This window comes from Fredinandcohnia onubensis, from assembly GCF_002734285.1.
GTDB classification, from domain to species: domain Bacteria; phylum Bacillota; class Bacilli; order Bacillales; family Bacillaceae_L; genus Ferdinandcohnia; species Ferdinandcohnia onubensis_A.
The window spans coordinates 31086-56421 of the sequence record NZ_NSEA01000021.1; the positions used below are offsets into that span (position 1 = coordinate 31086).

The 25336-nt window shown below is 35.1% G+C and carries 28 protein-coding genes; 19 read left to right on the plus strand and 9 right to left on the minus strand.

Annotated features, from left to right (window positions below):
* Positions 1–195 precede the first annotated feature (195 nt).
* Positions 196–369: an aspartyl-phosphate phosphatase Spo0E family protein gene (locus tag CKJ95_RS23230; RefSeq protein ID WP_142353963.1), complete on the minus strand. Its 174-nt coding sequence runs from the start codon at positions 367–369 to the stop codon at positions 196–198.
* A 350-nt stretch (positions 370–719) separates the two neighbouring features.
* Here CKJ95_RS23230 and CKJ95_RS19105 point away from each other — a divergent pair, with 350 nt between their 5' ends.
* The 5 genes from CKJ95_RS19105 (at position 720) to CKJ95_RS19125 (ending at position 6187) form a co-directional block, all read left to right on the plus strand.
* Positions 720–1535 (plus strand): undecaprenyl-diphosphate phosphatase, encoded by an 816-nt coding sequence (locus CKJ95_RS19105; protein ID WP_099355044.1) that lies wholly within the window; start codon positions 720–722, stop codon positions 1533–1535.
* A gap of 158 nt (positions 1536–1693) precedes the next feature.
* Complete coding sequence (locus tag CKJ95_RS19110) at positions 1694–3313, plus strand: spore germination protein (protein ID WP_099355045.1); 1620 nt, start codon at positions 1694–1696, stop codon at positions 3311–3313.
* Complete coding sequence (locus CKJ95_RS19115) at positions 3306–4409, plus strand: GerAB/ArcD/ProY family transporter (RefSeq protein ID WP_099355046.1); 1104 nt, start codon at positions 3306–3308, stop codon at positions 4407–4409. The genes CKJ95_RS19110 and CKJ95_RS19115 overlap by 8 nt, the downstream gene beginning before the upstream one ends.
* Positions 4406–5596, plus strand: coding sequence for a Ger(x)C family spore germination protein (locus CKJ95_RS19120; protein WP_099355047.1), 1191 nt, complete (start codon positions 4406–4408; stop codon positions 5594–5596). Before CKJ95_RS19115 ends, CKJ95_RS19120 begins: the two co-directional genes overlap by 4 nt.
* 216 nt (positions 5597–5812) lie before the next feature.
* Positions 5813–6187, plus strand: coding sequence for a hypothetical protein (locus CKJ95_RS19125; RefSeq protein ID WP_099355048.1), 375 nt, complete (start codon positions 5813–5815; stop codon positions 6185–6187).
* Positions 6188–6210: 23 nt separating this feature from the next.
* Here the strand turns inward: CKJ95_RS19125 and CKJ95_RS19130 are convergent, their stop codons facing one another.
* Entirely contained in the window at positions 6211–7215 is a 1005-nt protein-coding gene (locus CKJ95_RS19130; RefSeq protein ID WP_099355049.1) for a DUF3231 family protein, read from the minus strand.
* Positions 7216–7288: 73 nt separating this feature from the next.
* Positions 7289–7705 (minus strand): hypothetical protein, encoded by a 417-nt coding sequence (locus tag CKJ95_RS19135; RefSeq protein ID WP_099355050.1) that lies wholly within the window; start codon positions 7703–7705, stop codon positions 7289–7291.
* 239 nt (positions 7706–7944) lie between these two features.
* On the opposite strand from CKJ95_RS19135, the gene CKJ95_RS19140 reads away from it, so the two are divergent.
* The 10 genes from CKJ95_RS19140 to csaA all read left to right on the plus strand — a co-directional run bounded on the left by CKJ95_RS19140 (position 7945) and on the right by csaA (position 15301).
* Positions 7945–8505 (plus strand): dihydrofolate reductase family protein, encoded by a 561-nt coding sequence (locus CKJ95_RS19140; protein ID WP_099355051.1) that lies wholly within the window; start codon positions 7945–7947, stop codon positions 8503–8505.
* A 632-nt stretch (positions 8506–9137) separates the two neighbouring features.
* Complete coding sequence (locus CKJ95_RS19145; RefSeq protein WP_257215864.1) at positions 9138–10307, plus strand: MFS transporter; 1170 nt, start codon at positions 9138–9140, stop codon at positions 10305–10307.
* Positions 10308–10468: 161 nt separating this feature from the next.
* Positions 10469–10990, plus strand: coding sequence for a GNAT family N-acetyltransferase (locus tag CKJ95_RS19150; RefSeq protein ID WP_099355052.1), 522 nt, complete (start codon positions 10469–10471; stop codon positions 10988–10990).
* 55 nt (positions 10991–11045) lie between these two features.
* Entirely contained in the window at positions 11046–11663 is a 618-nt protein-coding gene (locus CKJ95_RS19155) for an FMN-binding negative transcriptional regulator (protein ID WP_099355053.1), read from the plus strand.
* A 22-nt stretch (positions 11664–11685) separates the two neighbouring features.
* Positions 11686–12303 carry an alpha/beta hydrolase gene (locus CKJ95_RS19160; RefSeq protein ID WP_099355054.1) on the plus strand — a complete coding sequence of 206 codons (618 nt, stop codon included), beginning with the start codon at positions 11686–11688 and terminating at the stop codon, positions 12301–12303.
* A gap of 27 nt (positions 12304–12330) precedes the next feature.
* A complete protein-coding gene (locus tag CKJ95_RS19165) occupies positions 12331–12894 on the plus strand; it encodes a GNAT family N-acetyltransferase (protein WP_099355055.1) in 564 nt (187 codons plus the stop codon).
* Positions 12895–12961: 67 nt separating this feature from the next.
* A complete protein-coding gene (locus tag CKJ95_RS19170) occupies positions 12962–13360 on the plus strand; it encodes a VOC family protein (RefSeq protein WP_099355056.1) in 399 nt (132 codons plus the stop codon).
* A 174-nt stretch (positions 13361–13534) separates the two neighbouring features.
* A complete protein-coding gene (locus CKJ95_RS19175) occupies positions 13535–13945 on the plus strand; it encodes a GNAT family N-acetyltransferase (protein WP_099355057.1) in 411 nt (136 codons plus the stop codon).
* A gap of 605 nt (positions 13946–14550) precedes the next feature.
* A complete protein-coding gene (locus CKJ95_RS19185) occupies positions 14551–14832 on the plus strand; it encodes a hypothetical protein (RefSeq protein WP_099355059.1) in 282 nt (93 codons plus the stop codon).
* Between the two features lie 139 nt (positions 14833–14971).
* Positions 14972–15301, plus strand: a complete 330-nt coding sequence (gene csaA / locus CKJ95_RS19190) for a chaperone CsaA (RefSeq protein WP_099355060.1) — start codon at positions 14972–14974, stop codon at positions 15299–15301.
* 133 nt (positions 15302–15434) lie between these two features.
* Here the strand turns inward: csaA and CKJ95_RS19195 are convergent, their stop codons facing one another.
* The 4 genes from CKJ95_RS19195 to CKJ95_RS19210 form a co-directional block, all read right to left on the minus strand.
* Entirely contained in the window at positions 15435–16388 is a 954-nt protein-coding gene (locus CKJ95_RS19195) for a hypothetical protein (protein WP_099355061.1), read from the minus strand.
* 279 nt (positions 16389–16667) lie between these two features.
* Positions 16668–17153 (minus strand): hypothetical protein, encoded by a 486-nt coding sequence (locus tag CKJ95_RS19200; RefSeq protein WP_099355062.1) that lies wholly within the window; start codon positions 17151–17153, stop codon positions 16668–16670.
* A gap of 65 nt (positions 17154–17218) precedes the next feature.
* On the minus strand, positions 17219–17974 hold the full coding sequence (locus CKJ95_RS19205; RefSeq protein WP_099355164.1) for a spore coat protein: 756 nt from the start codon (positions 17972–17974) through the stop codon (positions 17219–17221).
* 325 nt (positions 17975–18299) lie between these two features.
* The gene (locus CKJ95_RS19210; RefSeq protein WP_218962762.1) at positions 18300–18584 is read right to left on the minus strand and encodes a transporter; all 285 of its coding nucleotides are present in this window, start codon (positions 18582–18584) and stop codon (positions 18300–18302) included.
* Between the two features lie 588 nt (positions 18585–19172).
* On the opposite strand from CKJ95_RS19210, the gene CKJ95_RS19215 reads away from it, so the two are divergent.
* Positions 19173–20054: a DUF421 domain-containing protein gene (locus CKJ95_RS19215; RefSeq protein ID WP_099355063.1), complete on the plus strand. Its 882-nt coding sequence runs from the start codon at positions 19173–19175 to the stop codon at positions 20052–20054.
* A 152-nt stretch (positions 20055–20206) separates the two neighbouring features.
* On the opposite strand, the gene CKJ95_RS24040 is transcribed toward CKJ95_RS19215, so the two are convergent.
* Entirely contained in the window at positions 20207–20668 is a 462-nt protein-coding gene (locus CKJ95_RS24040; RefSeq protein WP_099355064.1) for a CBO0543 family protein, read from the minus strand.
* Entirely contained in the window at positions 20665–21171 is a 507-nt protein-coding gene (locus tag CKJ95_RS24080) for a CBO0543 family protein (RefSeq protein WP_373604861.1), read from the minus strand. The genes CKJ95_RS24040 and CKJ95_RS24080 overlap by 4 nt, the downstream gene beginning before the upstream one ends.
* A 271-nt stretch (positions 21172–21442) precedes the next feature.
* On the opposite strand from CKJ95_RS24080, the gene CKJ95_RS19230 reads away from it, so the two are divergent.
* The 3 genes from CKJ95_RS19230 to CKJ95_RS19240 all read left to right on the plus strand — a co-directional run bounded on the left by CKJ95_RS19230 (position 21443) and on the right by CKJ95_RS19240 (position 24711).
* The gene (locus CKJ95_RS19230) at positions 21443–22234 is read left to right on the plus strand and encodes a hypothetical protein (protein WP_099355066.1); all 792 of its coding nucleotides are present in this window, start codon (positions 21443–21445) and stop codon (positions 22232–22234) included.
* Positions 22235–22236: 2 nt separating this feature from the next.
* Positions 22237–22701 (plus strand): hypothetical protein, encoded by a 465-nt coding sequence (locus CKJ95_RS19235; protein ID WP_099355166.1) that lies wholly within the window; start codon positions 22237–22239, stop codon positions 22699–22701.
* Positions 22702–23025: 324 nt separating this feature from the next.
* Positions 23026–24711 (plus strand): hypothetical protein, encoded by a 1686-nt coding sequence (locus CKJ95_RS19240; protein ID WP_099355067.1) that lies wholly within the window; start codon positions 23026–23028, stop codon positions 24709–24711.
* Positions 24712–25336 lie beyond the last annotated feature (625 nt).

The following is a 25336-nucleotide window of genomic DNA, read 5'->3' on the forward strand; positions in this document are numbered from 1 at the left end:
TAATACTAATAGTAAAAGAGTTGTAGATTCAAGATGATCGGCAACTCTTTTTCTTATTTGAGTAATTATAGCAGAGGGAGAATTGGAGTTTTATAATTGAAGAGAACTTTTTGCTAATAATGATTAGTTGAGGGAAAGACCTGGTGTCGCAATTGAATGACATTTGTTAGCTGACGTAGGACACCTTCGTGGATATTAATTTTTATAATTATTAAAAGCATTTAATAGTTTATCAAGTTCTTGACTACATTTAATTGTATCTCTATTTAACAGGCCATTTGAACTAGCTAGTCGTATCATTTCATCCCTTTTTCGAACGATTGATATAATAATAGATTCCCGATTAAACTGTGTATTTTCCTGTAACAATTTTTACACCTCTTTATTCATTTAACGCGTTTTAAAACAAATACAAACACTATTATGCAAATTTTTTTACACAAAGAAAAGACCTTCGACAAAATAAGTCAAAAGAAGATAAAAAAGTTTGTGACAAAGTTGTGAAAAATATCACTATCTCTTTACATAATGAAATATTTTCAATCGGTTGATAGAGTAGTGGAGAGGGTTAATTTCAATCCAATAACTAACGTGTCAAAAATGTTAGATTAGTCCGCCAAATTGTAAGATTAGTCGATGGTTTTTCTCATCTAAGTATAATATATTTAAGAATAGGTTCAGACACGTCGGACTATTAACCGTTTTATAAGGAGGTAACAATGGGGGAACTGGATATCATATTAATTATCAAAATGATTATTGTTGGGCTAGTTCAAGGTTTTACAGAACCAATTCCGGTGTCATCTAGTGGGCACGTCATGATTGCTAGTGAAATCTTGGGGCTAGGTGAACAAGGATTTACTTTTGCTATCTTAACAAATACAGCTTCACTATTTGCGATACTTTTTATTTATCGAAAAGATATTGCAAGACTTGCAGTAAATTCATTACTTTATCTGAAAACGAAAGATTTTCGTTATAAGAGTGACTTTCAGTTTGTGTTCTTTATCGTCATTGGCACTATTCCAGCAGGTGTTCTTGGGATATTATTAAGTGACTTTATAGCAGAAAATGTTAGTATGACGACGATTGCGCTGATGCTTTTCGTTACAGGGATTGCCTTATGGTTAATTCGCAATATGAAAGGTAATAAAGGAGAAAGTGATCTTACAATCAAGGATGCTTTCATTGTGGGATTGGGGCAGGCTGTCGCATTAACACCAGGTATCAGTCGTTCAGGTGCAACCATTATTTCAGCCGTTGCTGTTGGAATGAAACCAGATACGGCGCTTCGATTTTCATTTATGTTGTATATTCCCGTGAGTCTCGGTGGAGTTATTCTAGGTCTTTCTGATTTTCTAAATGAACCCAATAAAGCAGACTTAGCCATCCCGTATTTAGCTGCATTTATCGCAACACTTTTCATGACCTATATTGCCTTGAAGTGGTTTATGGGAATTATGAAAAGTGGGAAGCTATCTTATTTTACATATTATTGTTTCTTAGTGGGAGCATTACTTCTCATTTTCTTCTAACATTAGTAATATTTGAACGAACGGTGCGATAATCCATGAAGGGTTATCGCCTTTTTTTGTTGCTCTAATTCAAAAGTACTAAAAAAGTAATATTTATCCAAAATTATACATTTTTAAGTATCTTTGATACAAAATACCGTATTGAAGGAGGGAGAAAGATGCCGTCATTTTTTAAAACGAAAGAAAAACACCAACAAGAAGTCTCCTTACCTGAGAGTCAAGTCTTGGAGTCAAAGCAAGAGAGTATTAGTGGTCACGTAGATCAAACAGTAGAAGAGGTTAAACAAATTTTCGAAAAGGATATCGATTTTTCAACTAGAAGGTTTCATTTATTTGGTGAAACCTTAACTGTCGTCCTGTATATGAGTAGCTTAGTTGATCAAGAAAAAATTGATCGAGATATTATCAAGCCTCTCCAAGAGAATAGACTTGGCGAGTCATACCTTCAATCCAAACTCAACACAAATTGTCTTACGTCCACACTCCTTGAAGATGTGCTCTATCATTGTTCAGGAACATCCGAGTCAAAATTATCATCTTTATTGTCTGGTTTATTAAGAGGGAAATGTGTTGTTCTAATAGATGGTTCCGAGCGTGCTCTTCTTCTTGATGCCTTCAAGTCTGAAAAGCGGGGTCTTACACAACCTGAGACTGAGAGAGTGGTTCGAGGTCCTCGTGATGGGTTTATTGAACAAATCATGACCAATGTATCCCTATTACGTTATCGATTACCTGTACCTGAGTTCAGAATAGAGCAAATGGAAGTTGGAAGTCGTACAAAAACAAGAGTGGGGATTAGTTATATAGAGGGTATTGTTAATAAAGAGTTATTGTATGAGGTGAAAAAGCGTTTAGATAGGATTGATATTGACCGTATATTGGATGCTGGATATATTGAGCAGTTTATTGAAGATAATCCCAGGTCTCCGTTTCCACAGGTTCAAAATACGGAACGGCCAGATAAAGCGGTAGGAAATTTACTAGAAGGTAGAGTCGTACTCCTAGTAGATGGTTCGCCGTTTGTATTGATTGTACCGGCAGTTTTTAATCAATTTTATCAAACGAGTGAGGATTATAATGAGAGATTCATGATTACGAGTGCAGTCCGTTTGATTCGGTTTATGTCTCTCATATTTTCATTAACGTTTTCCTCCTTTTATGTAACGGTTCTTTCATATCATCCAGAAATGATTCCAGCGAAATTTGTTGTCGCTGCTTCTAGCGGTCGTGCTGGGGTTCCCTTTCCCGTGTTTATTGAGGTGCTACTGATGGAGGTAGCGATGGAAATATTACGTGAAGCAACTGTCCGTATGCCTCAGCAGGTGGGTGGGGCACTCTCAATTGTAGGTGTGCTTGTTATTGGACAAGCAGCAGTTTTGGCTGGATTTGTTAGTCCAATTACAGTTGTTATTATTGCATTATCAACGATTGGATCATTCGCAACCCCTTCGTATAATGCAGCAACAGCTTTTCGAATGTTGCGTTTCCCCTTAATCCTTCTCGCTGGGAACTTTGGATTATTGGGATTAGCGTTTGGGGTTATTTTCGTTCTCAATCATATGCTATCATTGCGTTCCTTTGGTCTTCCATATATGACTCCTGTTGCCCCTGGAAACTTTACAGGTATTAAAGATTCATTCTTTCGTGCTCCACTAAGATGGTTAAAGAATCGTCCTGCAGAGTTAAAGCCACAGGATATAAAACGGATGGACCTTAAAAGTGAAAGGATTCCGAAGTCGTCATTGAATGGTCAAAAGGATGGTGATACCAATGGATAAGCAGCGCGAAAAAATTACAGCGGTGCAAGTTGCATTCATAGTTATAAGCTCTATCCTTGGTGTTGCAATGCTCGCCTTTCCGAGATTTGTTGTCAAGGGAGCGGGAATTGGTGCTCCATTTGCGAGCATAATTGGAGTTGGGATTACTTTCATTGGTCTTTTAGCAGTCGTGTATTTGGGAAAAAGATTTCCGAAGCATACCTTCATTACATACAATGAAATCATCTTAGGTAGATTAATTGGTCGCTTTTTTAGTGTAGTGATCATTCTATTATTCACGTTTAACATGGGCCTTGAAACCCGACAATTCGCTGAAGTTGTCGCAGGTGTACTTCTGCCGACTACACCCATTCACATAGCCATTTTTATGATGATTTTTTTATGTGCAACAACGGGGTTTCAAAATGTTTCAACCTTTGCCTATATTCATTTTTTCTATATGCCGTTGATCATTTTTCCATTTGCACTTGTTCTACTTCCAGCCTTTGGAAATGTTGAGGTGTATCACATTACTCCAATTCTAGGAAATGACCCAACATGGGGAGAATTTTTAAAAGGGAGTATCGTGGTCACACAGTCGATGTTAAGTTTTTTCATAATTACAATGGTCATTCCTTATATGAAACAACCAGAAAAATGTGTAAAGGGTGGAGTCTGGGGGCTTCTGATAGCTAGCGTTATTGTTATCTTTATTGTATTCATGACTGTTGGTGTATTTGGAGATGAGGAAATTCTTCAAACGATTTGGCCAACATTAATTCTAGGAAGAATGATAAACGTTCCAGGCGAAATTTTAGCTAGGGTGGATGCGATTTTGGTGATTTCTTGGATATATGGTGTTTTTACAACACTTTTATCCTATTATTTTCTAATTGTTCGAGGTATAGGGGAACTTTTTCGGTACTACAATTATCGAGTGATAGCATTAGCAGGTTTTCCGATTGTCTTTTGTATAGCCATTTTTCCAAGAAATATTTATCACATGTATGAATTATTAATGCTAGTTACATTTTCGAGCCTTCCCTTTACGATTGTATTTCCTGTAATCCTTTTAGGAATTGCTAAACTTCGTAAAAAAGGATGTGTCTCAGCATGAAAATGTTCCGAGTTTTTATGCCTCTTCTATTTACTCTAGTTTTATCTGGGTGCTGGGATAGGTATGAACTGGAGGATCGTGCTAATATACTGGCACTTGCGATCGATCTTGCCGAGGGGGATGATGAAACTGAAGTAACACATCTCGAAGGAAACTTTCCAGGAGGACAAAAAGATATTTTATATAAGGTTACTGCTCAAATCGCATTACCTGGAAAAATCAAGCTTGGCCCTGAAGGTGGTGGTGGGGAAGGCTCTGAAAAAACTGCGTGGTTATTAGAAACATATGGGCATACAATAAAAGATGCCATGTCCAATCTCCAGCAACAGCTCGCTGAAAAATTATATCTTGGTCATTTACAGATTATTGTCGTATCTGATGAAATCGCTAAGAAAGGGATATCGGATATAAGTGAATTTTTAAAACGCGATTATGAGGTCCGAAGAACAGCCTGGATGGCAATAAATAAAAAGAACGCAGCAAAAGTGTTAAGAACAGCGCCGCCTCTTGAAACAGTACCTGCACTTTATTTGGGCGATACACTTGATAATGCGGTCCGCTTTGGAAAGCTACCAAGTGAATATCTCGGAAACTTTTGGATAGATGTTTCAGATAAAGGGATTGACCCAATTCTCCCAGGGATAAAAGTCATTAACAAGGATCGAATTATGGTGGATGGAATCGCCTATTTTCGAGGTGGAAAAATGGTTGGACTAACATCACCAATGGAAATTGGTGCGTTTATGGATATGAAGGAGAAGGCTTCGGGCGGTTACCCTGTTACCGTATCGTTAGATAATAAGAGTGTTTTTATGATTCAAGCTCAAGATCGAAACTCAAAAATAAAAGTTGATGTAAAAAATGGAGCACCGAGTGCAACAATCAATGTAGAAATAGATGCAATTCTTGAGGAAGCCATTGGCGTAACCGTGAATGGCAAAAAAATCAACAAAATTGAAAAAGCAGCCAATAAAAAGATGGAAGAAGTTAGCAGTAAATTAATAAAGCAACTACAGGAGAATGGGTCTGATGTTCTAGGTCTAGGCGCCAGAATCAGAGCCAAATTCGGTACGTATTGGGATGAGGAAGTGAAGACCGATGAAAAATGGTCTGAAATCTACAAAGAAATGGAGATAAAAGTTACATTCGATTATACAATACGGCGGACTGGGATGGATTGGGAGTAGGAAACAATGTTGGAGATCGGTGTTTGTTGGGGGATTAATAATTTCAGTTGTTTCACAGCATAGAGATTGTGAAATAGTACAGAAGAAGAATGCGATAGTTCTAGAAGGATTATCGCTTTTTTTGTTGAAGATATCTATCTAACGCTGTCTTCTGAGTTGAAAAAGCTAGACAAATTACAGGAGAAGTGGGGCTTAAAGGAAGGAGTTTAAAATAACATGGATTATACAAGTTTGATTATGATGGCTATTGTATGGGGAGGTTTGTTATTTTACTTTTTAGCTCCTACACAAAGAAATCCGGCAACAAGAACCCATGGAAAGCTAAATTTTGTTGATGCGTTAAAGTACAGTTTTGTTAACGTAACCTTTCATAAAAAGGCAATTCTAGCATTAACTTTAATAGTAGTTACCATATTTGTAACTTCGTGGTCTCAACAACAAGCGGAATTATATAACGCAATGCATGGAATTAATTCGCAAACAAGACCAATAAATTACACACTCGGGATAGTGATATATTCAATAATCATCTATTTGTTACATATTATTGGAGGGACCTTAAAGTTATTAACAATGAACCATAAAAAATAAGATGTCCCAGCACAGAGACATCTTTACTTATTTTTAGAGATCTCTTTTCTATTTGGAGCAAGTGGCGGTTGTTCTAACCATTTATTTTTAGTCATTATATTAAACCATTCTTTGGTAATCATTAGGTTCTTTAATATGATCTTCTCATAAGTTGCTACGAGGTCCATTCTCATGGCAGAAGCTAGACCTGCACCGTGATAGGACTGTGCTGACTGTAATAAGAAACCAATATGAAACATCATTAACTTATCGGAAAAAGGTGAATCTTGAGAGTTAGTGACCTCTGTTTCCCAAGACATGGGAACAGGTAAATTATCTGCTTTAAGTAATTTACTCAGTGCTTGAATTTGTTGATTTGATGCACTTTCTGCTTTCTCTAAAAATTTTCTAACTTCCTGTGATTGAGTTACTTGGCTAAATCCTATAGAAAGTGATTTTTCCAATATTTTCTTTTTTATATTTAGTGATAGAGCGATAATTTCTGTAGCAGCTAACGGCCGTTGATCTCCGAAAAAGTCACCTAAAAATTGTTGACCTGATACATATTCTGGACCTTTTGCCGGATAAAAGTAGGGATCTCTTTGAAAATGTCCCTTTTCCAATAGTAATTCAATTGTTCTATGGTACATATTCATTCCGTCATTACAACATGATTGATAAAAGTGTCTTAGGTCTTTTCTTATGGAAGAACTAAGGGCTGTAGAATGTCCTAATATACCATGAAGGGTCATTATATGTAGATAGTGCAAACAAAAGATGTCAGTGAACAACCTTTTGGTCGTCTTATTCAAATCAGACTCGCTAAATCCTATTGGAATTGGGAATTCCTGACTTTCAATGAATGTTTTTACCTGCTTTTTTTGAGAAGCAAATATCTTAATGGCATCTTCGAATAGCTTCTTTATTTTCTCATCTTCTATAATGGAAAACATATATTTATTTACTGTATCAACAGCAGTTCCGTTTACATATTCTCCCCATAGCGTTCCTATTTCAGCTGACGTGAGTTTTAATTCTTCTTTATTCATCCCAATCACCTCTTGCTAATCTTTCCCAGAGTATGGTGTTTTTATAATTTACATGATTAAAGCGGAACTACTGTTATGGTTTAAAGTCCAATAAATCCAATAATTTTTCTGTGTTGCCTTCGAAGGTTAAGAAAAATGGTTTGTTTTCGTCGTCAAACAGCATTAGATATGGAGCCTCTTGACTAGGAAGAATAATGGTTACTTCATCTACAAGGTCATCAAACCATTTATTTCTTACCATAATATTTGGTTCTAGTGGAATTCTTATCATAGTTCCTTTATTCGGAATGGGATTATATTTTGCATATACGCCTGATATTCCCTCTAGAAATTTCTCTACTTCTTTTTGTACATCCGTGTTTAGTTGTACATATTTTATAACTTTGTCTTGATCTATATCGAATATTTGTATTTGCTGGGTCGTTTGAGCAATACCACTTGTTGATAGTAATTGAAAAATAAAGAGAAATACAAATACCTTTTTTACCATTTGAACCACCTCAAGTGTATTGTTCCCTAAAAAAAGAAGGGAAACAACTAAATTTACGCGAACAGTTAAAAGAGGGGATTAGTATTCACCGTAATTCTCAAAATTGGATTGTCAGTGGTAGTTTCAAGGAGGTACTTCAGGAATAAAAACTTTTGTGGCATGTGCTAGTTAAATATGAAAAGCCTTATGATATGTAAATAATCAGGGATATGTCTATTTGAAACGAAAGGATCGAGAGCATGACAAATCACGTTAAACAGAGAAGAATCATTTTAGATTTAGCAGTTACGTTAGATGGTTTTATTGAAGGGAAAAACGGAGAAGTGGATTGGTGCATTATGGACCCTGATATGAAATTCACTGATTTCTTAAACCAAATTGATACTATTTTATATGGTAGAAAAAGTTACGATTTATGGGGGCAATATACTCCGAAAAATGAAGAGTCTGATTCTGAAAAGGAAATTTGGAAATTGGTTCATAGTAAAGAGAAATACGTGTTTTCTCGAACAAAAAAGAATGATCATCAAGCGATATTTATCAATGAAAAGATTGTTGAAGAAATAAATAAACTAAAGAAAAAAAACGGAAAAGACATCTGGCTATATGGTGGAGCAAGTCTAATTACAACTTTTATTAATTTAGGACTTGTTGATGAATTTAGATTATCTATTCACCCTGTTGTTTTGGGAGAAGGAAAACCATTGTTTATTGATTTGAAAAAGAGGATAAATTTAAAATTGGTTCAAACAAGAGCGTTCTCATCTGGAGTTGTGCAAATCATCTATCAAAGAGTCTAAACGGTATATCACAAGATCGAGAAACGATAAATGCTATACCGCAAAGAGTCTAAACGGTATATGACAAGACCGAGAAACGATAAATGCTATACCGCAAATGGACTAAACGGTATATCACAAGACCGAGAAACGATAAATGCTATACCACAAAGAGCCTAAACGGTATATCACAAGACCGAGAAACGATAAATGCTATACCGCAAATGGCCTAAACGGTATATGAAAAGACCGAGAAACGATAAATGCTATACCGCAAATGGCCTAAACGGTATATGAAAAGACCGAGAAACGATAAAAGGTATATCCCAAAGAGTCAAAACGGTATATCATGAGACCGAGAAACGATAATGCTATACCGCAAATGGCCAAACGATATAACACAAGACAGCAAAACACTAAAAGATTATCGAATGTTTATTTAAATCCACGATTTTAGGTTGAGTAATGCTGTTTAGGTAACGGTAGCTTTTCTCCAACAAGGGCAAGGCATTTTATATTTTCAAAAATTTTAAAGTCATTTGTCATATTTTCATATTATTAAAGGCTCTTATATTGCTTTTTTGTTATACTGTAGTTTGCAATAGAAACAGTAAATTAATGTAAGACAAAGGGAAATAACGGAGGCAATTTAAGTGCGTAATTACATTTTTATCTTCATCATCTATTCTACCTATATCAGTTTAGGATTACCGGATTCACTTTTAGGAGTAGCTTGGCCAGAAATGGTGGGAGAGTTTCGTGTTACATACAGTGCAGCTGGCGTCATCTCAATGACAATTGCCATTTGTACGGTTATATCTAGTTTACAGGCGATTCGAATTACTGCAAAAATAGGAACCGGAAAGCTAGTATTTGGAAGCGTTCTGCTGAGTGTAATAGGTTTGCTAGGTTTTGCGTTTACACACAATTTTTATTTATTAATACTTGCAGCGTTACCTTTAGGTTTTGGAGCTGGAGCGATTGATGCATCTGTAAATGACTATGTGGCTGTGAACTTCAAAGCACATCACATGAATTGGTTGCATGCTTTTTGGGGGATAGGTGCAACGTCTGGACCCATTATTTTGGGTGTGATATTAAATAATCATTTTTCGTGGAGAAACGGCTATATGATTATTGGTAGCATTCAATTTGTACTTGCTATCATTCTATTTCTTTCGCTCCCTCTTTGGAAGCAAAATGAAAAACAGGTATCCAAAGAAACTGAGGATCGTACAAGTTCTCCTCGAAACGTTTTAAAACAAAAGGGAGTAATTTTTTCTATATTATCTTTCGTATTTTATGTTGGTTTAGAAGGAACCATTTTTTTGTGGGGGAGTAGCTACTTAATTGAAGTGAAATCAGTATCAGTAGTAAATGCAAGTTTCATCATATCTATTTTTTTTGCAAGTGTAACAGGGGGAAGGATTATTTCAGGATTCATTACTTTTTGGTTATCCAATCAAAAGCTGTTGTTGTTTAGCGAAGTATCGCTTCTCGTAGGGATTCTTATTGTTGCTTTTGGTTCAGGCAGCGTTTTATATGGTGGTTTTATCCTAGTAGGTCTTGGGTGTGCTGCTATTTTTCCAACCATGATACACGAAACACCGAGAAGATTTGGTGAAAGAAATTCGAGTGCAATTATAGGGTATCAGGTAGCTGCAGGTTATGTTGGAATCACTGTATTACCGCCATTAGTAGGAACTATTTTTCAAGGTTTCAGTATGAATCTATTTCCAATATTTTTATTTATTTTCACTCTTATTCTTATTGGAGCAACTATTGTTATAGAAAAAATGAGAACTGTGAATCAGAGCTTTTGAAACCATCTATTTGTAGAGGTATGGCTAACTAAATAGTGAAATAGGAGCACAAGACGATCTAATCTGGTCGTCTTTTTAACTGGTAATTTTTATTAGTGTTGTTGGAATATTATGTTAGTATGGAAGAGTGATTGAGTTTATTTAAGGGGCGAAATATCGTAATGACTATAAATTTTAAACAATGTAACCTAGAGGATTTACACATACTTCAAGAAATTAGTTACGAAACATTTAATGAGACTTTTAAGGATCAAAATTCACCCGAAAATATGAGTGCTTATTTGGACAAGGCATTTAACTTAGAACAATTGGAACAAGAATTATCCAATATGTCATCGCAATTCTTTTTTGTTTACTTCCAGGATGAACTTGCTGGATATTTAAAGGTCAATACCAATGATGCCCAGTCGGAAGAAATGGGGAATGACTCACTTGAAATCGAGAGGATTTATATAAAGAACAAATTTCAAAAACACGGACTTGGTAAATATCTATTTAATAAAGCGATTGAAATAGCGCAGGAATTGAATAAAAAGAAAATCTGGCTAGGCGTATGGGAAAAGAATGAAAATGCCATTGCTTTTTATAAGAAATTGGGGTTTGTTCAAACCGGAGCTCACTCTTTTTACATGGGTGATGAGGAACAAACGGACTATATTATGACAAAAACATTCGAACAGTAGGTAGAAGTTTCTTGGCTTAATTAATTGGTGGGACATTATTGAAGGGTGGATTTTCATGTATATACCTAAATATTTTAGGATTGATGATGAAGAAGTGATCTATGATTTAATTGAGGAGTATAGCTTCGCAACTTTAGTTTCCCAACATAATGGGGAGCCCTATGCTACCCATCTTCCATTGATGTTTTATAAATCTGAACATGCTTTATATGGTCATTTTGCACGTCCGAACGAACAATGGAAGGATGTTGAGAACCAACAAGTACTTGCGATTTTCCAAGGTCCTCATTGCTATATTTCACCTTCTTGGTACGAAACAACGAAGGCAGTGCCTACCTGGAACTATGTATCTATCCATGTATATGGAAAGCTTGAGATTATTGAGGATAAGAAAGTGATGTATGACTCGTTAAATGACTTGGTCAATAAATATGAAAGCCCTGACAGTACATACAATCTAAGTGGTGTTGATCAGAGTTATATAGAAGGAATGAGTAAAGGAATTGCAGCGTTCAGAATCAACATTACAAAGATTGAAGGAAAAGCGAAATTGAGTCAAAATCATCCTACTGAACGACAAGAGTTAGTTATAAAGCATTTAGAAAACAGTTCACAACATGATCAAATGCAAATAGCATCACTTATGAAGGAAAATCTACAAAAATTAAAATAAAACCTTAGGGAGAGTGTAAAAGGTGACTGTTGATAAAATTATTAGTTCTAAAAGTATTCCTTATAGATTAATAAAACAAAATGATGAAACAAATCGTTTAGTTATTGTCTTACCAGGGGCTGGTTACACAACACAAGCTCCATTATTGCACTATACAACAGGGGTATTTTACTCGGAAGGTTTTGACGTATTACATATTAACTATAAGTTTAGTAGAGAAGAAATGTCTGCTCTAAATGAAAGGGATTTCGCAAGAGATGTACAACTAGCGATTGACAACGCAACTAGTAACAAGAAATACAGTAATTATTATATAGTAGCGAAATCAATTGGAACAATCGCTTTGAGTTATATGCTTGCTCATCCAATACTTAAAGACGCAAAGGTAATATGGTTGACACCTTTATTACAAAGAGATGACGTATTTAAGGCAATGGCTAACAGTGAAAATAAAGGACTTTGTATCATTGGTGATAAAGATAGTTGTTTCATTGAGGAACGCTTTGAAAAATTGAAAAATAATCAAGATCTTAGATTAAAAGTGGTGGAGGGTGGAAATCACGCTTTAGAACTTGATAAAGAACCAATTAAATCAATTGAGATACTAAAAAGTGTCATTTTTGCTATTAACGAGTTTTAAAAAGAATAACGATTTTAGGAGGTTAATATGATACAAGAAAATATATTTCCTGTAATTGAAACCAATCGATTGATATTAAGGCAAGTAACCAAAGATGATGCAGAAAGCATTCTAGTATATTTGTCTGATAAAGATGTAATGAAACATTACGGGCTAGAACCATTTACTTCCACTGATGAAGCTTTAGATGAAATTTCATGGTATCAATCAATATTTGAAAAGAAAACAGGGATTAGATGGGGAATTACGTTGAAAGGGCAAGGAAGAGTTATAGGAAGTTGTGGTTTTTTGAACATAGTTCCACAACATTACCGTTCTGAAGTTGGTTTTGAGTTAAGTAAAGAATATTGGGGAAAAGGCATTGCAAGTGAAGCGTTAGAAGCAGTCATTACATATGGATTTGAACAATTGAATTTGCAACGTATACAAGCTTTAATTGAACCTCCGAATATTTCGTCACAAAGATTAGTAGAAAGAAAGGGGTTTATTAAAGAAGGACTCTTGAGAAATTATGAATTTACTTGCGGAAAATTTGATGATTTGTTGATGTATGCAATATTAAAGCAAGACTTTGAAAAAATGGCTATTTGATGAATGTAAATAATTTGACTGAAACGCATGAGTGAAGTTTAGGACAGTAAGAAAGGGGGAGTTTTCATTGTCCAGAGGGTTGCTTCATCATATTGAAATATATGTTTCAGATTTAAGGAGGACAGTAGATTTTTGGGGTTGGTTTCTTGAAGAATTGGGATATGAAACCTATCAAGAGTGGGGAGAAGGACGCAGCTGGAAAATGGATGATACATACATTGTTTTTGTCCAGGCTGAGGACAGGTTTTTAGATATTCCGTATCATCGTTGCCGAGTAGGTCTTAATCATTTAGCATTTCATGCAAGTTCTCGTCAACACGTAGACGAAATGACAAACAAATTAAAAGAAAAAGGGGTAAGTATCCTTTATCCTGAAAAGCATCCTCTTGCTGGAGGAGAGGAGCATTATGCTGTTTATTTTGAAGACCCTGATCGAATAAAAGTAGAACTTGTGGCGCCAGAATAGGAACAGGATCGGTCTTCAATTACTGTTTCAACGTAAAAAGGAAGAAGGAATATAGTGAGTAATGTCGAAATAGTATTCTAACAACTTACGGAAATTTACAATAAGGAGGCATAAGACAGTGGATAAATTATGGATCAACTCTTCAAAATAAATTATTTTGAGGAGGAAAAAATAATGGCGATAAAATTTAAAAGTAGTAAAAATATAAATAGAGAACATTTAGAAAGATTATATAATGATGTGGAATGGTATGCTTATACACAAGATCTAGAAGTTCTTCAACAGGCACTTGAACAATCGTTAGAGGTTGTATCTGCTTGGGATGGTGAAGAATTAGTTGGGTTAATTCGTATAATTGGGGATGGATTAACAATTATCTACATTCAAGATATTCTTGTATTAAATGCTTATCAAAATCAAGGAATTGCTACTCAACTGATGCAGCAGGTGTTGAAGAAATATAAAAATGTTCGTCAAAAAGTTTTATTAACAGAGGAAGCCCCTGATGTCAGACATTTTTATGAAAAGAATGGTTTCCAATCTTGCGATAATGGATCTTTGGTAGCATTTGCTAAGTTAAATTAGGTGATTTATTCAAGGATTTGTTTAGAAATAAAATACAATTAAGCGTTGCATCATAATATGGTGCAACGTTTTTTTCTTTAAGCTGGGCACTTGTGTAATGATCAAGCCACGCGGGGTAATTTTATCAATTGAATATTAAGTGCGAACGAAGAGTTATTTATACAGGAGGGGCTTTTATCAAAAATAAATTTTTTAATCTTGTTTTATTCATTGGTGACATAATAGCTATTTTACTATTAGTATTTTATATCTTACTTTTCCATCTGTTATCGTTAGGTAGCCTCATATTCGAAGGGATTCCAGACGAAACCATTATATTAAAACCTTCAGAATGGTTTCTACCAGTCTCTATTGTAGGCATACTCACTTTTATTTATATCAAGTATTTGTGGGGGAGAGATCATTATAAAAGAACGAAAATCTACATTCTTATGTTAGGGTTTGGTATGTCAGTTCTATTAAATATGGTATGGGTAATACTTAGCTTTGATATGATAGAGTTGAATACCTTTTTTACGCAATTATTTGTAATAGGGGTTATGTCCTTCCTATTGTTTTACACTAACAACAAACGAAAAAGGCTTTTATATTATCGGAGGTAAGTCATGAAAAATGAAGATTGTGATTTGAAAAAACCAAATGGTGTCAAGGAAAAGAAACTGGAAGTAATTGATGGATACACAATAAAGTACCATGCAAACGGAAAAACAATATGGTCAAAGGGGAAAATGATTGAAGATACGCCTGAAGGTTATTGGGAATGGTATCGTTCCGATGGAACAATAAAGCGTTCAGGGTATTTTGAAAAAGGTGAACCAGTTGGTGAATGGGTCACCTATGATAGCAAAGGTGAAAAATACAAAACCACCAATCGTAATAAAAAATAAAAGAGTAAATTCTGTTTCTTCAAGAAGACAGCACTCCTATATGTCTGAAGTTGAGATGTAGTTTTGTTCTTCTATATTATTTATTTTTTTCTAGGAATAAGTTAAAATTAGAAAAAAATGTAAAAAAAGAGGTGCGTTCATGGCGACGATAGAGGATTTTTTAAAATTGGATATCCGAATTGGAACTGTTGTTAAAGCAGAACCTTTTCCAGAGGCTAGAAAACCTGCAATAAAATTAGAAATTGATTTTGGAGAAATTGGATTGAAACAGACATCAGCCCAACTTACTCGAAGATATAAACCAGAACAACTTATAGGTAATCAAGTGGTTGCGGTAGTAAATTTCCCTCCGAGACGAATCGCAGGTTTTAAGTCGGAGGTACTGGTAATTGGAGGAATTCCTGAAGAAGGTGACGTAGTCCTTTTAAGGCCGGATGAACATGTGAAAAATGGAACACCAATCGCATAGAAAAATTTTAACGAGGGGCACTTTCGAGAGTAGGAATAAAAAGGGATAGAATTAAAATTTCGGTGCCAGGGCAGCAAATGAATTTGTGTTCCATTGCTCTGGCATTGCACTTTTTGTCTGAAGTTTTTTTAAACTACCATAATCTTATTAAGCGGACTTTCTTCTGATGGTACTCAATTTCCAATGAGTCATCCATAATCGAAAGAACCTTGATATCGATTTTAACTGGATGGTCTACCGGTTGCCATGATAGATTTTCCGCACCATCCACTTCAATTGTAATGATCATTTCTTTTTCGTCATACTTCCATCGGCCATTATAAAATATTCCTTCATCACCCTCAATTTCTCCTAGAGTCGCTGAACCAGTTTCGGAGAGTAAGACTGAAATATATTCATCATCATCCGTATTTTCCCACGATCCGATTGCTGGATGGTCTTTTATTGATGGATCTGTTGTTGGGACCGATAACTCTGATTGAATTTTCCGTTCTTCCACTATTTCGAAATCCCTGATGATTTTTGTATGTGGCAAATAGTTGATTTTTACCTTATCACCTATATAAAACGTTTCAGGGTGTGTTAAAACATAGTCCTCATTTTCTATTTCTACAGTCGTGTGAGAAAGTGATTTTCTGCCTGAAACCTCTTCATAATAAGATACATATCCGGTCGCCGTTTCCGTTTTTCCAAAGAGATAGGACGGGAAGTCAAGCAAAAAGCTCCCTCCAATGGCCAATGCGCATGCTGGAATACCTAAAAAAATACAAGGGATCAGAATCCATGAAAAAACGGAGAAAAGTATTTCATTCGTTGTTGTCTTCCATTTTTGAAATGGAGTAAGTTTCCGCAGACGTTTTGCTTTCTCATTTCGTTTCTTTTCTTTGTAAAAGGCCATATTCTTTCGATAGGCAGGATCTTTTCGTAATCGGTATTGATTATATAAGCCTTCCCAGACAATTTTCCAGAAAAATATCGTAAGTATCCCAATCGAGCAAACGGAAATGGTTAGAAAATAGAACAGATAATAAGAAAAAAATGCTGTCAAAAACCATATCGCCATGAATGCAAATAATATGTATAACATCTAAATCTCCTTTCCTTGCTTTTTATTATAAAAGAAATATTCGAATTTGAATGCATTTATTATTGAACTCGCAATCTAATATGATTGGGTATTTTAAAAGGTGTAATGGATGCGCCCGCGGTGCAATCGTGGAACATACTAAAGGAAAAATACATTAATAAACCTTGAGAACATTCATCCTCAAGGTTTAATTTATATTGTCTTTTTTATATAAATGCCATATTAGATGTTCAAATTGTGCGACCTTTAGACAACACATACTCCTGTTATTGATAAATCCTAACACAAAACAATGATTCTATAGGGTGTGGTTTGGGCGGGGATACTTTGTGTGGTGGGTCCATAGACCACAATTAGATCCCGGTTCACTGGATTCATTGTAAAAGACTGCCCATTTGTTAATACGATTCTAGTATAAGGTGAAATATTTAAGCGTAATTGTCCATCGCTACTCACCAACTGACTATTCAAATAATCTACTTTTACATTCTGATTTGGGCTTTCTTTCACCATAACAAGTGCTTGATATTGTGGAGGGTAAATAAGAAGAGCAGGGGCATCTCCATCATAATATCCAGTCACTCGATCTCCTACTGTCACCATTACATGGTCTACAAAGTATGTGGCAGGCGACACCACGAAGTTTACTATTTCTCCTAATCCGTTCTCTACAGTAAATAATTTAAAACAACCTTCACCATTTTGACCTGTAAAAAAATCACTAATCACTGTAACAGTTCCCTGAAACGAATAGAAATTTGTCATACAGTACCTTCATTCCTTTTTATAGATAGTAAATTAAACGATAAAGCGGGCTTGTTCTTTCGAAATTAGTAGAGGCTCATGACCTTTGTTCCAAGTATCGCTATTGCCAATCTCAGGGATGTAAACTGAGTGCCATTCCATGTAAGAAGGTCTTCGACGTAACCTAGAGTATCCGAATTTGAAATACCGATGATCCTTCTTGAAATAAGTAAATCATAACTCGTATTCTTTGGATTCATAATAATTGGATTTAAAGCCCCAGCAGCAAGAACCTCGCCTTTGACTGGCTGTTTTAATTTGCCATTTCCATCGTAAAGCTGTGATAGATAATCATAACCTTTGTAGTTGATATCAAGAGTGAAAAGCGGGCCTAATGGTAGACTTGCAACACTTACTTTATAAAAATCTTCATAATTGACTTCGAAAGTATAGCTATTATTATATTTTTCAATATCAAATAATTGTCTTGGAATATTGTTTTTGAAGGAGTAAATGTAGAAAAAACCGTACCCGCCACTTCCTCCAGACTCGATACTTACCAAGATATCAACTATGTTATCTTTAGAAAAATCCCCAAGGAAGAGCTTAGCATTGTATCCAGCATTATTTTGAAGATTAATTGTTGTAGCTTGGTTAGAACGCCCATCTTGAAGTACAAGTGTAATATGATCAGCGAAGATATCTGTTTCAACGTTTTTTTTACCAAATAAATATACGTAATCAACTATTCCGTCTCCTGTAATATCACCTTGCTTCATATCAAGCAACACTACGTTTCCGGAATAAATATAGGGTGCATCTGTTTGTTCTCGAAATTGCATGTACAAATAAACTCCCTCCAATAAACATTTGACAATGGCTTAGTGTACCTTATGCAGGTTAATACCTATGTGACATAAGGTTAAGAAAATATTTCGATTAGTAATGTTAAAAGGATTCTAAAGTGTGAAATTGTGCATTGTTGATGATTCATGTAAGAGTAGGAAGTCTTAATGAGATTAACCTTGTGTATTTTTGATTCACTATTAGAGGCTAGGTTAGTAAAAAATGATACATGAGGAGATCTAATAAAACTAGTGTATTACTTCTATAGATAACTAAAAAACAAAAAAGCCTTGTGGTTTCATTTCCACAAGGTGATTTTATTTAGTATAAAGTAGGGATAGGATAACAGGCAACCGTTTCAATTAGTCTTTCATCAAATCCATAGAACGTCCAGAATGTACCAGTCCACCTATATCCAGCAACCTCACCATATTGGAGGTACGTCGGATAAAACCAGAATTCCTCTCCATTTACTAACCAAACATATGTGTAGTTAGATAAACAGTCAACTAAATAATGTGAAGGAAACGGTTTAGGTGGAGCGTATGGAGGGGGTGGGGATTGTGGTTGTTGTCTCATTGAACCTTGAGTTGGAAAAAAAGCCAATTAAATTCACTCCCTTTTTTAGATATTCACCCAACATAATATGCTGATAGTTTTAAAAGAGTTATTAATAGGGGGAAGATCAATGTGAACTTGGATAACGGTGCAGGATCTTTGAATAGAAAAAAACTTACCTTTATGTTGGAGTATAAAAAAGAGCGAAATAAAAAAGGCTTAATCTATACAGATCGCCCAAAAGAAGAATTATTATTTTTCAGATTTATCATAAAATTTGCTTATAGCAGCAGTTGCGACAGCCGATGAGAAATCGCCAATTGCACGTAAAATTCCAAAGAGCAATTCCATTTGATCAACTCCTTTATTACATTATATACCAAAAAAAGGAAATACAGATAGGCTTTTGAAGAAATAATTAGTAAAGTCATATTAGTAAGCATCTATATTAGAAAACTAAACTCGCAATTGCTGAAAAAGGCAGTTGCTTTTTTTGTTTAATAAAAGCATAACAGATCCATTCCTTTGTTTTAGGGATGAATTTAATTAAAGAGGGAGGTACATTACTTTAGATAATATTCCGTTTTTTAAAGGGTAAGATATATTAGATTGTACCAATATACACCGGAGGTTGCTATGTCTGAATATCTATTAGTAGCAGGTAGAGCCTTGTTATCGTTTTTAATATTATTTCTTCTTGCTCGAATTCTTGGGAAAAAACAAATTTATCAGCTTACTTTCTTTGATTATGTGGTTGGGATTGCGATTGGGGATATGGCGAGTACCATCGTCATCGATAAGTCTGTCAAAATTCTAAATGGCATAATTGGACTAGTTGTCTTTACGATTTTATCATTGTTGATTGGGTTTGGTGCTGTTAAATCGTTTAGGTTCAGAGAAATAGTAGAAAGTAGTCCAACTATACTGGTGAAGGACGGAAAAGTGATGGAGAAATCTCTTTTAAAAGAAAGAATGACTTTCGATGATCTCTTGAATGGCTTGCGGATAAAAGGCGCTTTTAATCTTTCGGAGGTTGAACTGGCAATGCTTGAAACAAATGGAGAGATTAGTGTATTGAAAAAGCCGAAATACCAGGCGATCACTCCTAATGATATAGGCTTGAGTGTCGAAGAAGATCATGGTCCTTCCCTAGCAATTATTGATGGTATGGTATTAGAGAAACATTTGAATTATCTGGGGTATTCCAAAGAGTGGCTTTTACAAGAGATAAAAAAACAAGGGGCATCCAACACGGAGGATGTCTTTTTGGCACAAATCAATTCCGATGGCAGTGTCTATGTTGATTTATATAATGATAAGAAAAATGCTCAGGATAAGAATCCAGAAAAGCAAGAAAAACAAAAGCCAAACCTAGCCATTAAGTTGAGAAAAATACAAGTGGAATTAGAACAGACTGCTTTTAAAACGAAGGATAATAATGCAAAGAAGATGTATTTTAGCCAATCCAAGGAAATGGAACAGATCATAAAGAAGTTGAATCCGTATCTTAGTGGATAGCTCATAAAAACTCCCACAATACTGTTGCCAGTAGTGGGAGTTTTGCTATTTGACCATGATTATTGATTTATTTTCATACTATTTTTAGAAAAGAGAATTTGAGATTACGAAAAAGGAGGGTTCAGATATTGTATAAAAGATGAAGTAAATGATTAGTTCAGTTTAAAATACCATTTGTAAAAACTCCACAATAAAAATAAACTAGCATATAACGATAACCAGGTAATATACCAATCCCAATGTACGTAAATAATAAGATCCGTGTACTTTACAAATATGATTTCGGAAATCGTCATGATTGTACAAAATGTGCTTATATAAAAGACCTTTCTCCAACTCGTACTTTTTCGTGGATAATAGATACAAAAGAAGGCACAGATAATGGGATATGCTAAGAATTCAAATAAAAAACTAGTACCATTGACGTTAGGGAATTCCATAACAGGATATTTAAGTAAATGCAGTTCTACTACAAGCAATCCAAGAAACCACGTAACGCATTGCTGAAACAAAAAGGCCAGACTAGCTTCTTTCCATTTGTTTTTTGGAATAAAAGCTAATGAGATGATCGTACAAGCATAAATAATGTATAAAATCATATGTTCCATTTTCATGAGGATATAGCCCCTTTAAAAACTGGATGCCTTGTGATCCACAAAACGTATCTACGACAGAGCCATAATTCTATCAAAAAATTAAAAAAACTCCTAATTAAATTATCCCATTTTACAACCATGATGTTTGTGAAAGTTCCTAATAAAAACATAAAAGAAAGAATAATACCCACCCAAAACAAATAATGAAACATCCTCTTCATAAAATTAGCCTTTAGCGGGAAGTTCAATTGAAATAGTACTCCTATGGTAGGAAATATTAAGAATTCCATCGTGAAATTAATAGTTGTCGCATGTTTAAAAAATCGAATGGGTGCTTCAAGTAATCCTGCATATGTAAGACCAATACTAAATAGCCATGTTAACATTTGAATGAACAAAAAAACTGCAATGGATTCGCGAAGTCGAACTCTAGGAATGACTTTCCAAAGAATAGCCGGAAAAGTTATCCATAATAAAATGAGTATAAAATAGTCGAAGTTCATATCATTCCTCCTCAACATTTAATATGTGAGGGGTTGATTAAATCTATCCATGAAGGATTATCGCTTATTTTTGTAGAAGTTTATTAAGCGAACGAAGCTGGTGCGTGAGGAGAGAAGGAATATGGAAAGTTTATTCGGATTGAAGATCTAGAAGTAAGACTTATAGAGCTTTGGGAGAAGTAGTAGGATATATTTAATGGGGTCCGACTAATTCCAAGGCCACAAAGGATAAAAAAACGTATTTGCAGCAAACTAGGAAAAATATGTTATTTTGCAAGGTGGCTCTAAATTGAATAACTATACCAATGATAACACCGCTAGACGTTATACAGCTCATGTAAGCATACTTGGAACAACTCAACTTCATTTACGAAACCCATACATTATTGCTTGGTGGTCGGCGGCCTTTCCAGGATTTGGACATTTGATATTATCAAAATATCTAAGAGGTTATGCATTGTTTATTTGGGAAGTGATAGTTAATTTAGGTGCACATGTCAATCTTTCAATGATCTATTCATTTCAAGGTAATATAGACATGGCTATAGAAATACTAGACACTAGGTGGCTACTTATGTATATTCCAGTTTACCTTTTTGGTATATGGGATAGCTATCGAACAACAGTAGATATGAACCGGGTTTATCTTTTAGCCGAAAGAGAGGAACACCGTTTTAACAGTTTTACTTTAGGAGCTTTAGAAATTAACTATCTGGATAAAAGAAACCCAGTTCTCTCCATCATCTGGTCCTTATTTATTCCAGGTCTAGGACAACTTTATATACATCGAATTTTAACAGCATTGTTTGTTATTGTTGGGACAGTCATCTTTTTTTATTATTCGCATGCACTAGAGGCAGTTTCGCTATTGTTTTTAGGTAAGGTAAAAGAAGCAACCTCTGTGTTAAAACCAGAGTGGTTTTTATTTTTACCTTCACATTATGGATTTGCCATATATGACTCTTACATTAATACAGTTGAAAATAATAAACTTTTTGAAAAAGAATTACGACAACATTTGAAAAACCATTACCAATCTACTAGATTTAGTATACGAAAAGGACAGATATTGACAAAATGAATATGCAGATATTTTCGACCTTTGAAACGACCCTCTATTTAGAATTGGCAATATCGACATTAGAAAAAAAGGGAATCCAAAAAGAAAGGATCTTTGCTGTACCATTAGATAATCGAACAGAGGAACGTAAGGTTTTTGATTCCCTTCATCGTTCGGATGGTACAAGCCTAATTGATATAGGAGTAGCACTTTCCACAGCTTTTTCTGTTATTGGAGCGAGTATTGGATTCAAACTATCTTGGGGTCCTATTTATTGGGGGCTAATAGGCGCGTTTATCGGCTTTCTTCTTGGATTCGCCATTCGCCTTTTTACAGAAAAGGTTGTAAAGAAAAAGAGACGCCTGTTAAAAGGAAAACATTCTGAAATAATTCTCATTATTGATTGTGAAGAATCACAAGCTGAGTTTATAGAGAATCTTCTATGGGATCACTTTGCGTTAGGTGTTGCAAAAGTACAGCAAATATAAGGAAGGAAAAAATTGGATGCGATAATTCATGAAGAATTATCGCGTATTTCAAGTTTAAAGGACTAATACCCTAATATATAGTCCTTAGCATAGAGGTGATAGCGTGAAAATTTGTCAGGATTGTCATGATGCTCTGCGATTGCACAAACATATTACTCAAAAAGAATTGTAGTTGATTGGGCATTATGAGATTTTGGGCAGTAGGTATAAAAATAAAAAAATAATAGGGTAGCCAAGTGAGGGGGCTACCCTAATTTTTCTTTGCAAAAGAAACTTTTTTTATAGTTATCCGTATAGATAGTATGAAAGTTGAAAGGAGACTATATGGAATCAATATTATTATTTTCAGTTATTATTGGATTGGCTTCTACTCTCATCCTCTTTCCGTTTTTACGAAATAATAACAAAAAGGAAAAGGAAAAGAAAGCTAAGCCCCAAACAGGACTCCTCCTATTAAGTGCGGTTCTATTTACTACTCTCGTATTTATTTTTTTCTATCTGACGAATCTAGATCGTAACTTTTCTTCGGTTTGGCTATTAGCCCTTTTTGTTACTGCTGCTGGTGCATTCTTTGCAACAGGGATTGAAAGAATGGTCAAAGGTGCATTATTTGTAGGAAGTCTTCTCTTTTGTATTTATTTAGGAACGGCTTTCCTCTTTAATGCTGATGAAAAATTTGAAATTGCCAGCATGGCGCAAGAAACGGAGATTGAAGTGTTTGATGAAACGAAAACACCAGCCAGTGTACCTCCACAGTTTGCGCGTAATAAAATGAAAAAGGCCTTTGGTCAAGTTCCTGATACGAGTTATTATGAGCTAGGAAACTTGCAAATCCAAAAGGTAAAAAACGATTACGTGTATATAGCGCCTATCGAATTTTCTGGTTTTTTCAAATGGTGGAATGGGAAAACGACACCAGGATACTTCACGATTAGTGCTACGGATTCAACAGATAATCCAAAGTTTGTGAAGACAGAAATGTCTTATACGCCATCCTCTTATTTTCAAAAAGATTTAGAACGGCATATGCGCATGAAATACCCAAATATGATCTATTACGGGGAATCTCAATTGGAAATCGATGAGGAAGGAAAGCCCTTTTATATTCGCTCATTCGGGGAATTTATTTCAGCACGAAATGGTTTTGAAGTAGGCGGAATGGTCCTTGTTGACCCATTGTCAGGGAAAACAAAGATGTATGCTTTAGCTGATGTTCCTTCATTTATTGATGGAGCTGTATCCCCAGAAGTGGTTAGCCTGCAAAATAGCTACTATGGGAATTATGTGAATGGTTTCTGGAACAGTAAGTTTGGAAAATCTGATGTAAAACTTCCATCGGATGAAGGAACGGAAGCAAATGTGAGTCCGATTTTTGATGAAAATGGAGATATGTATTATTTTACTGATTTTACCAGTCCGAAAGAAGGCGTCGACTCGATGCTCGGCTATTCCCTAACTAATTCAAGAACTGGGGAGGCTACTTATTTTACGGGTAACTTACAAGAATCGTATATGGATTCACAAGGGGCTCTTCAAATTATTGAAAAGAAATTCATTGAAAAGAAATGGGATGGCGAAATGCCGATTCTCTATAACTTTTATGGAGAGGCAAGCTGGTTAACGCCAGTATTGGATGCGAATGGATTTTTGCAAAACTATTTTATCGTCTCAGCTGCTAATCCGGAAATTTCCGTATACGGTAATACTCCAAATGAAGCGTTAAAGCTATACAAGACGGCGTTGCAACGTGGTGGAGGAACGGTTGACGGAAAGTCGGAAGCAGTAGAAAAACAAGTGAGCGGGAAAGTCATCCGTGTTTATAAAGAAAAAGCAGAAAATGCTACGATGGTTTACTTTTTGTTAGATAATAACAAAAGTTACATGATCTCATCTGAGAATAGCCCAAAGGCAATATATTTACAGGCAGATGATACAGTGAATGTGACGTACCTTGATACAGGTGAAGAATTTTTACCAGCAAAAGCCCTTGTGATACAAGGTTTAAATTAATATGTTTACGAAGAACGTGTCGGTCGTGGTGACCGGCACTTTTTTTAAAATTAAGGAGTTGCCAAATCCATTATATTTATAAATAACAAATAAAATGTAAATTTCTAGGAGAAACTCTTACTAAGTTAATCATTGAGTGAGGGGTAAAATGCGAAAGAAACAAAAAAATACAAATATGCACGTCATTTTGGTGTTTAGCATAATATTGTTAACTATCTTTAGTAAATCTTGGCGAGATATTCCAAAGTACTATAAAAATATGCTATATGTTAGTTCAATTAATGCATTTTATTATTTCCTATGTAAAAGACATCTTGTTTGGGAGTTCATTCCTAATGGAATAAACTGGTTCTTAATAAGAATAGTACATATAATTATTGTAACTCCGTTAGTAGTACTTGTATTCTTGAGCAAGATGCCAAGTGGGCGGTTTGAGCAATTTATTTACTATTTACGATGGGTTACACTAAGTTTTGCTGTTGAATACTTGATTCATAAGAAGCACCTAATTCTTTATGGGCACGGCTGGAATATTTTTTGGTCAGGAATCTTATATGTTAAAATGTATTTGTACAGTCATTTATTTACGACACGACCTATATTATCGGTGTTCCTATCATTGTTT

What these genes read in the sequence shown, in the direction of transcription:
- CKJ95_RS19105 (WP_099355044.1), top strand. Translation starts at nt 720, where the DNA reads ATGGGGGAACTGGATATCATATTAATTATCAAAATGATTATTGTTGGG.
- CKJ95_RS19110 (WP_099355045.1), top strand. Translation starts at nt 1,694, where the DNA reads ATGCCGTCATTTTTTAAAACGAAAGAAAAACACCAACAAGAAGTCTCC.
- CKJ95_RS19115 (WP_099355046.1), top strand. Translation starts at nt 3,306, where the DNA reads ATGGATAAGCAGCGCGAAAAAATTACAGCGGTGCAAGTTGCATTCATA.
- CKJ95_RS19120 (WP_099355047.1), top strand. Translation starts at nt 4,406, where the DNA reads ATGAAAATGTTCCGAGTTTTTATGCCTCTTCTATTTACTCTAGTTTTA.
- CKJ95_RS19125 (WP_099355048.1), top strand. Translation starts at nt 5,813, where the DNA reads ATGGATTATACAAGTTTGATTATGATGGCTATTGTATGGGGAGGTTTG.
- CKJ95_RS19130 (WP_099355049.1), bottom strand. Translation starts at nt 7,215, where the DNA reads ATGAATAAAGAAGAATTAAAACTCACGTCAGCTGAAATAGGAACGCTA.
- CKJ95_RS19135 (WP_099355050.1), bottom strand. Translation starts at nt 7,705, where the DNA reads ATGGTAAAAAAGGTATTTGTATTTCTCTTTATTTTTCAATTACTATCA.
- CKJ95_RS19140 (WP_099355051.1), top strand. Translation starts at nt 7,945, where the DNA reads ATGACAAATCACGTTAAACAGAGAAGAATCATTTTAGATTTAGCAGTT.
- CKJ95_RS19150 (WP_099355052.1), top strand. Translation starts at nt 10,469, where the DNA reads ATGACTATAAATTTTAAACAATGTAACCTAGAGGATTTACACATACTT.
- CKJ95_RS19155 (WP_099355053.1), top strand. Translation starts at nt 11,046, where the DNA reads ATGTATATACCTAAATATTTTAGGATTGATGATGAAGAAGTGATCTAT.
- CKJ95_RS19165 (WP_099355055.1), top strand. Translation starts at nt 12,331, where the DNA reads ATGATACAAGAAAATATATTTCCTGTAATTGAAACCAATCGATTGATA.
- CKJ95_RS19175 (WP_099355057.1), top strand. Translation starts at nt 13,535, where the DNA reads ATGGCGATAAAATTTAAAAGTAGTAAAAATATAAATAGAGAACATTTA.
- CKJ95_RS19185 (WP_099355059.1), top strand. Translation starts at nt 14,551, where the DNA reads ATGAAAAATGAAGATTGTGATTTGAAAAAACCAAATGGTGTCAAGGAA.
- csaA (WP_099355060.1), top strand. Translation starts at nt 14,972, where the DNA reads ATGGCGACGATAGAGGATTTTTTAAAATTGGATATCCGAATTGGAACT.
- CKJ95_RS19195 (WP_099355061.1), bottom strand. Translation starts at nt 16,388, where the DNA reads ATGTTATACATATTATTTGCATTCATGGCGATATGGTTTTTGACAGCA.
- CKJ95_RS19200 (WP_099355062.1), bottom strand. Translation starts at nt 17,153, where the DNA reads ATGACAAATTTCTATTCGTTTCAGGGAACTGTTACAGTGATTAGTGAT.
- CKJ95_RS19205 (WP_099355164.1), bottom strand. Translation starts at nt 17,974, where the DNA reads ATGCAATTTCGAGAACAAACAGATGCACCCTATATTTATTCCGGAAAC.
- CKJ95_RS19215 (WP_099355063.1), top strand. Translation starts at nt 19,173, where the DNA reads ATGTCTGAATATCTATTAGTAGCAGGTAGAGCCTTGTTATCGTTTTTA.
- CKJ95_RS24040 (WP_099355064.1), bottom strand. Translation starts at nt 20,668, where the DNA reads ATGAAAATGGAACATATGATTTTATACATTATTTATGCTTGTACGATC.
- CKJ95_RS24080 (WP_373604861.1), bottom strand. Translation starts at nt 21,171, where the DNA reads ATGTTGAGGAGGAATGATATGAACTTCGACTATTTTATACTCATTTTA.
- CKJ95_RS19235 (WP_099355166.1), top strand. Translation starts at nt 22,237, where the DNA reads ATGCAGATATTTTCGACCTTTGAAACGACCCTCTATTTAGAATTGGCA.
- CKJ95_RS19240 (WP_099355067.1), top strand. Translation starts at nt 23,026, where the DNA reads ATGGAATCAATATTATTATTTTCAGTTATTATTGGATTGGCTTCTACT.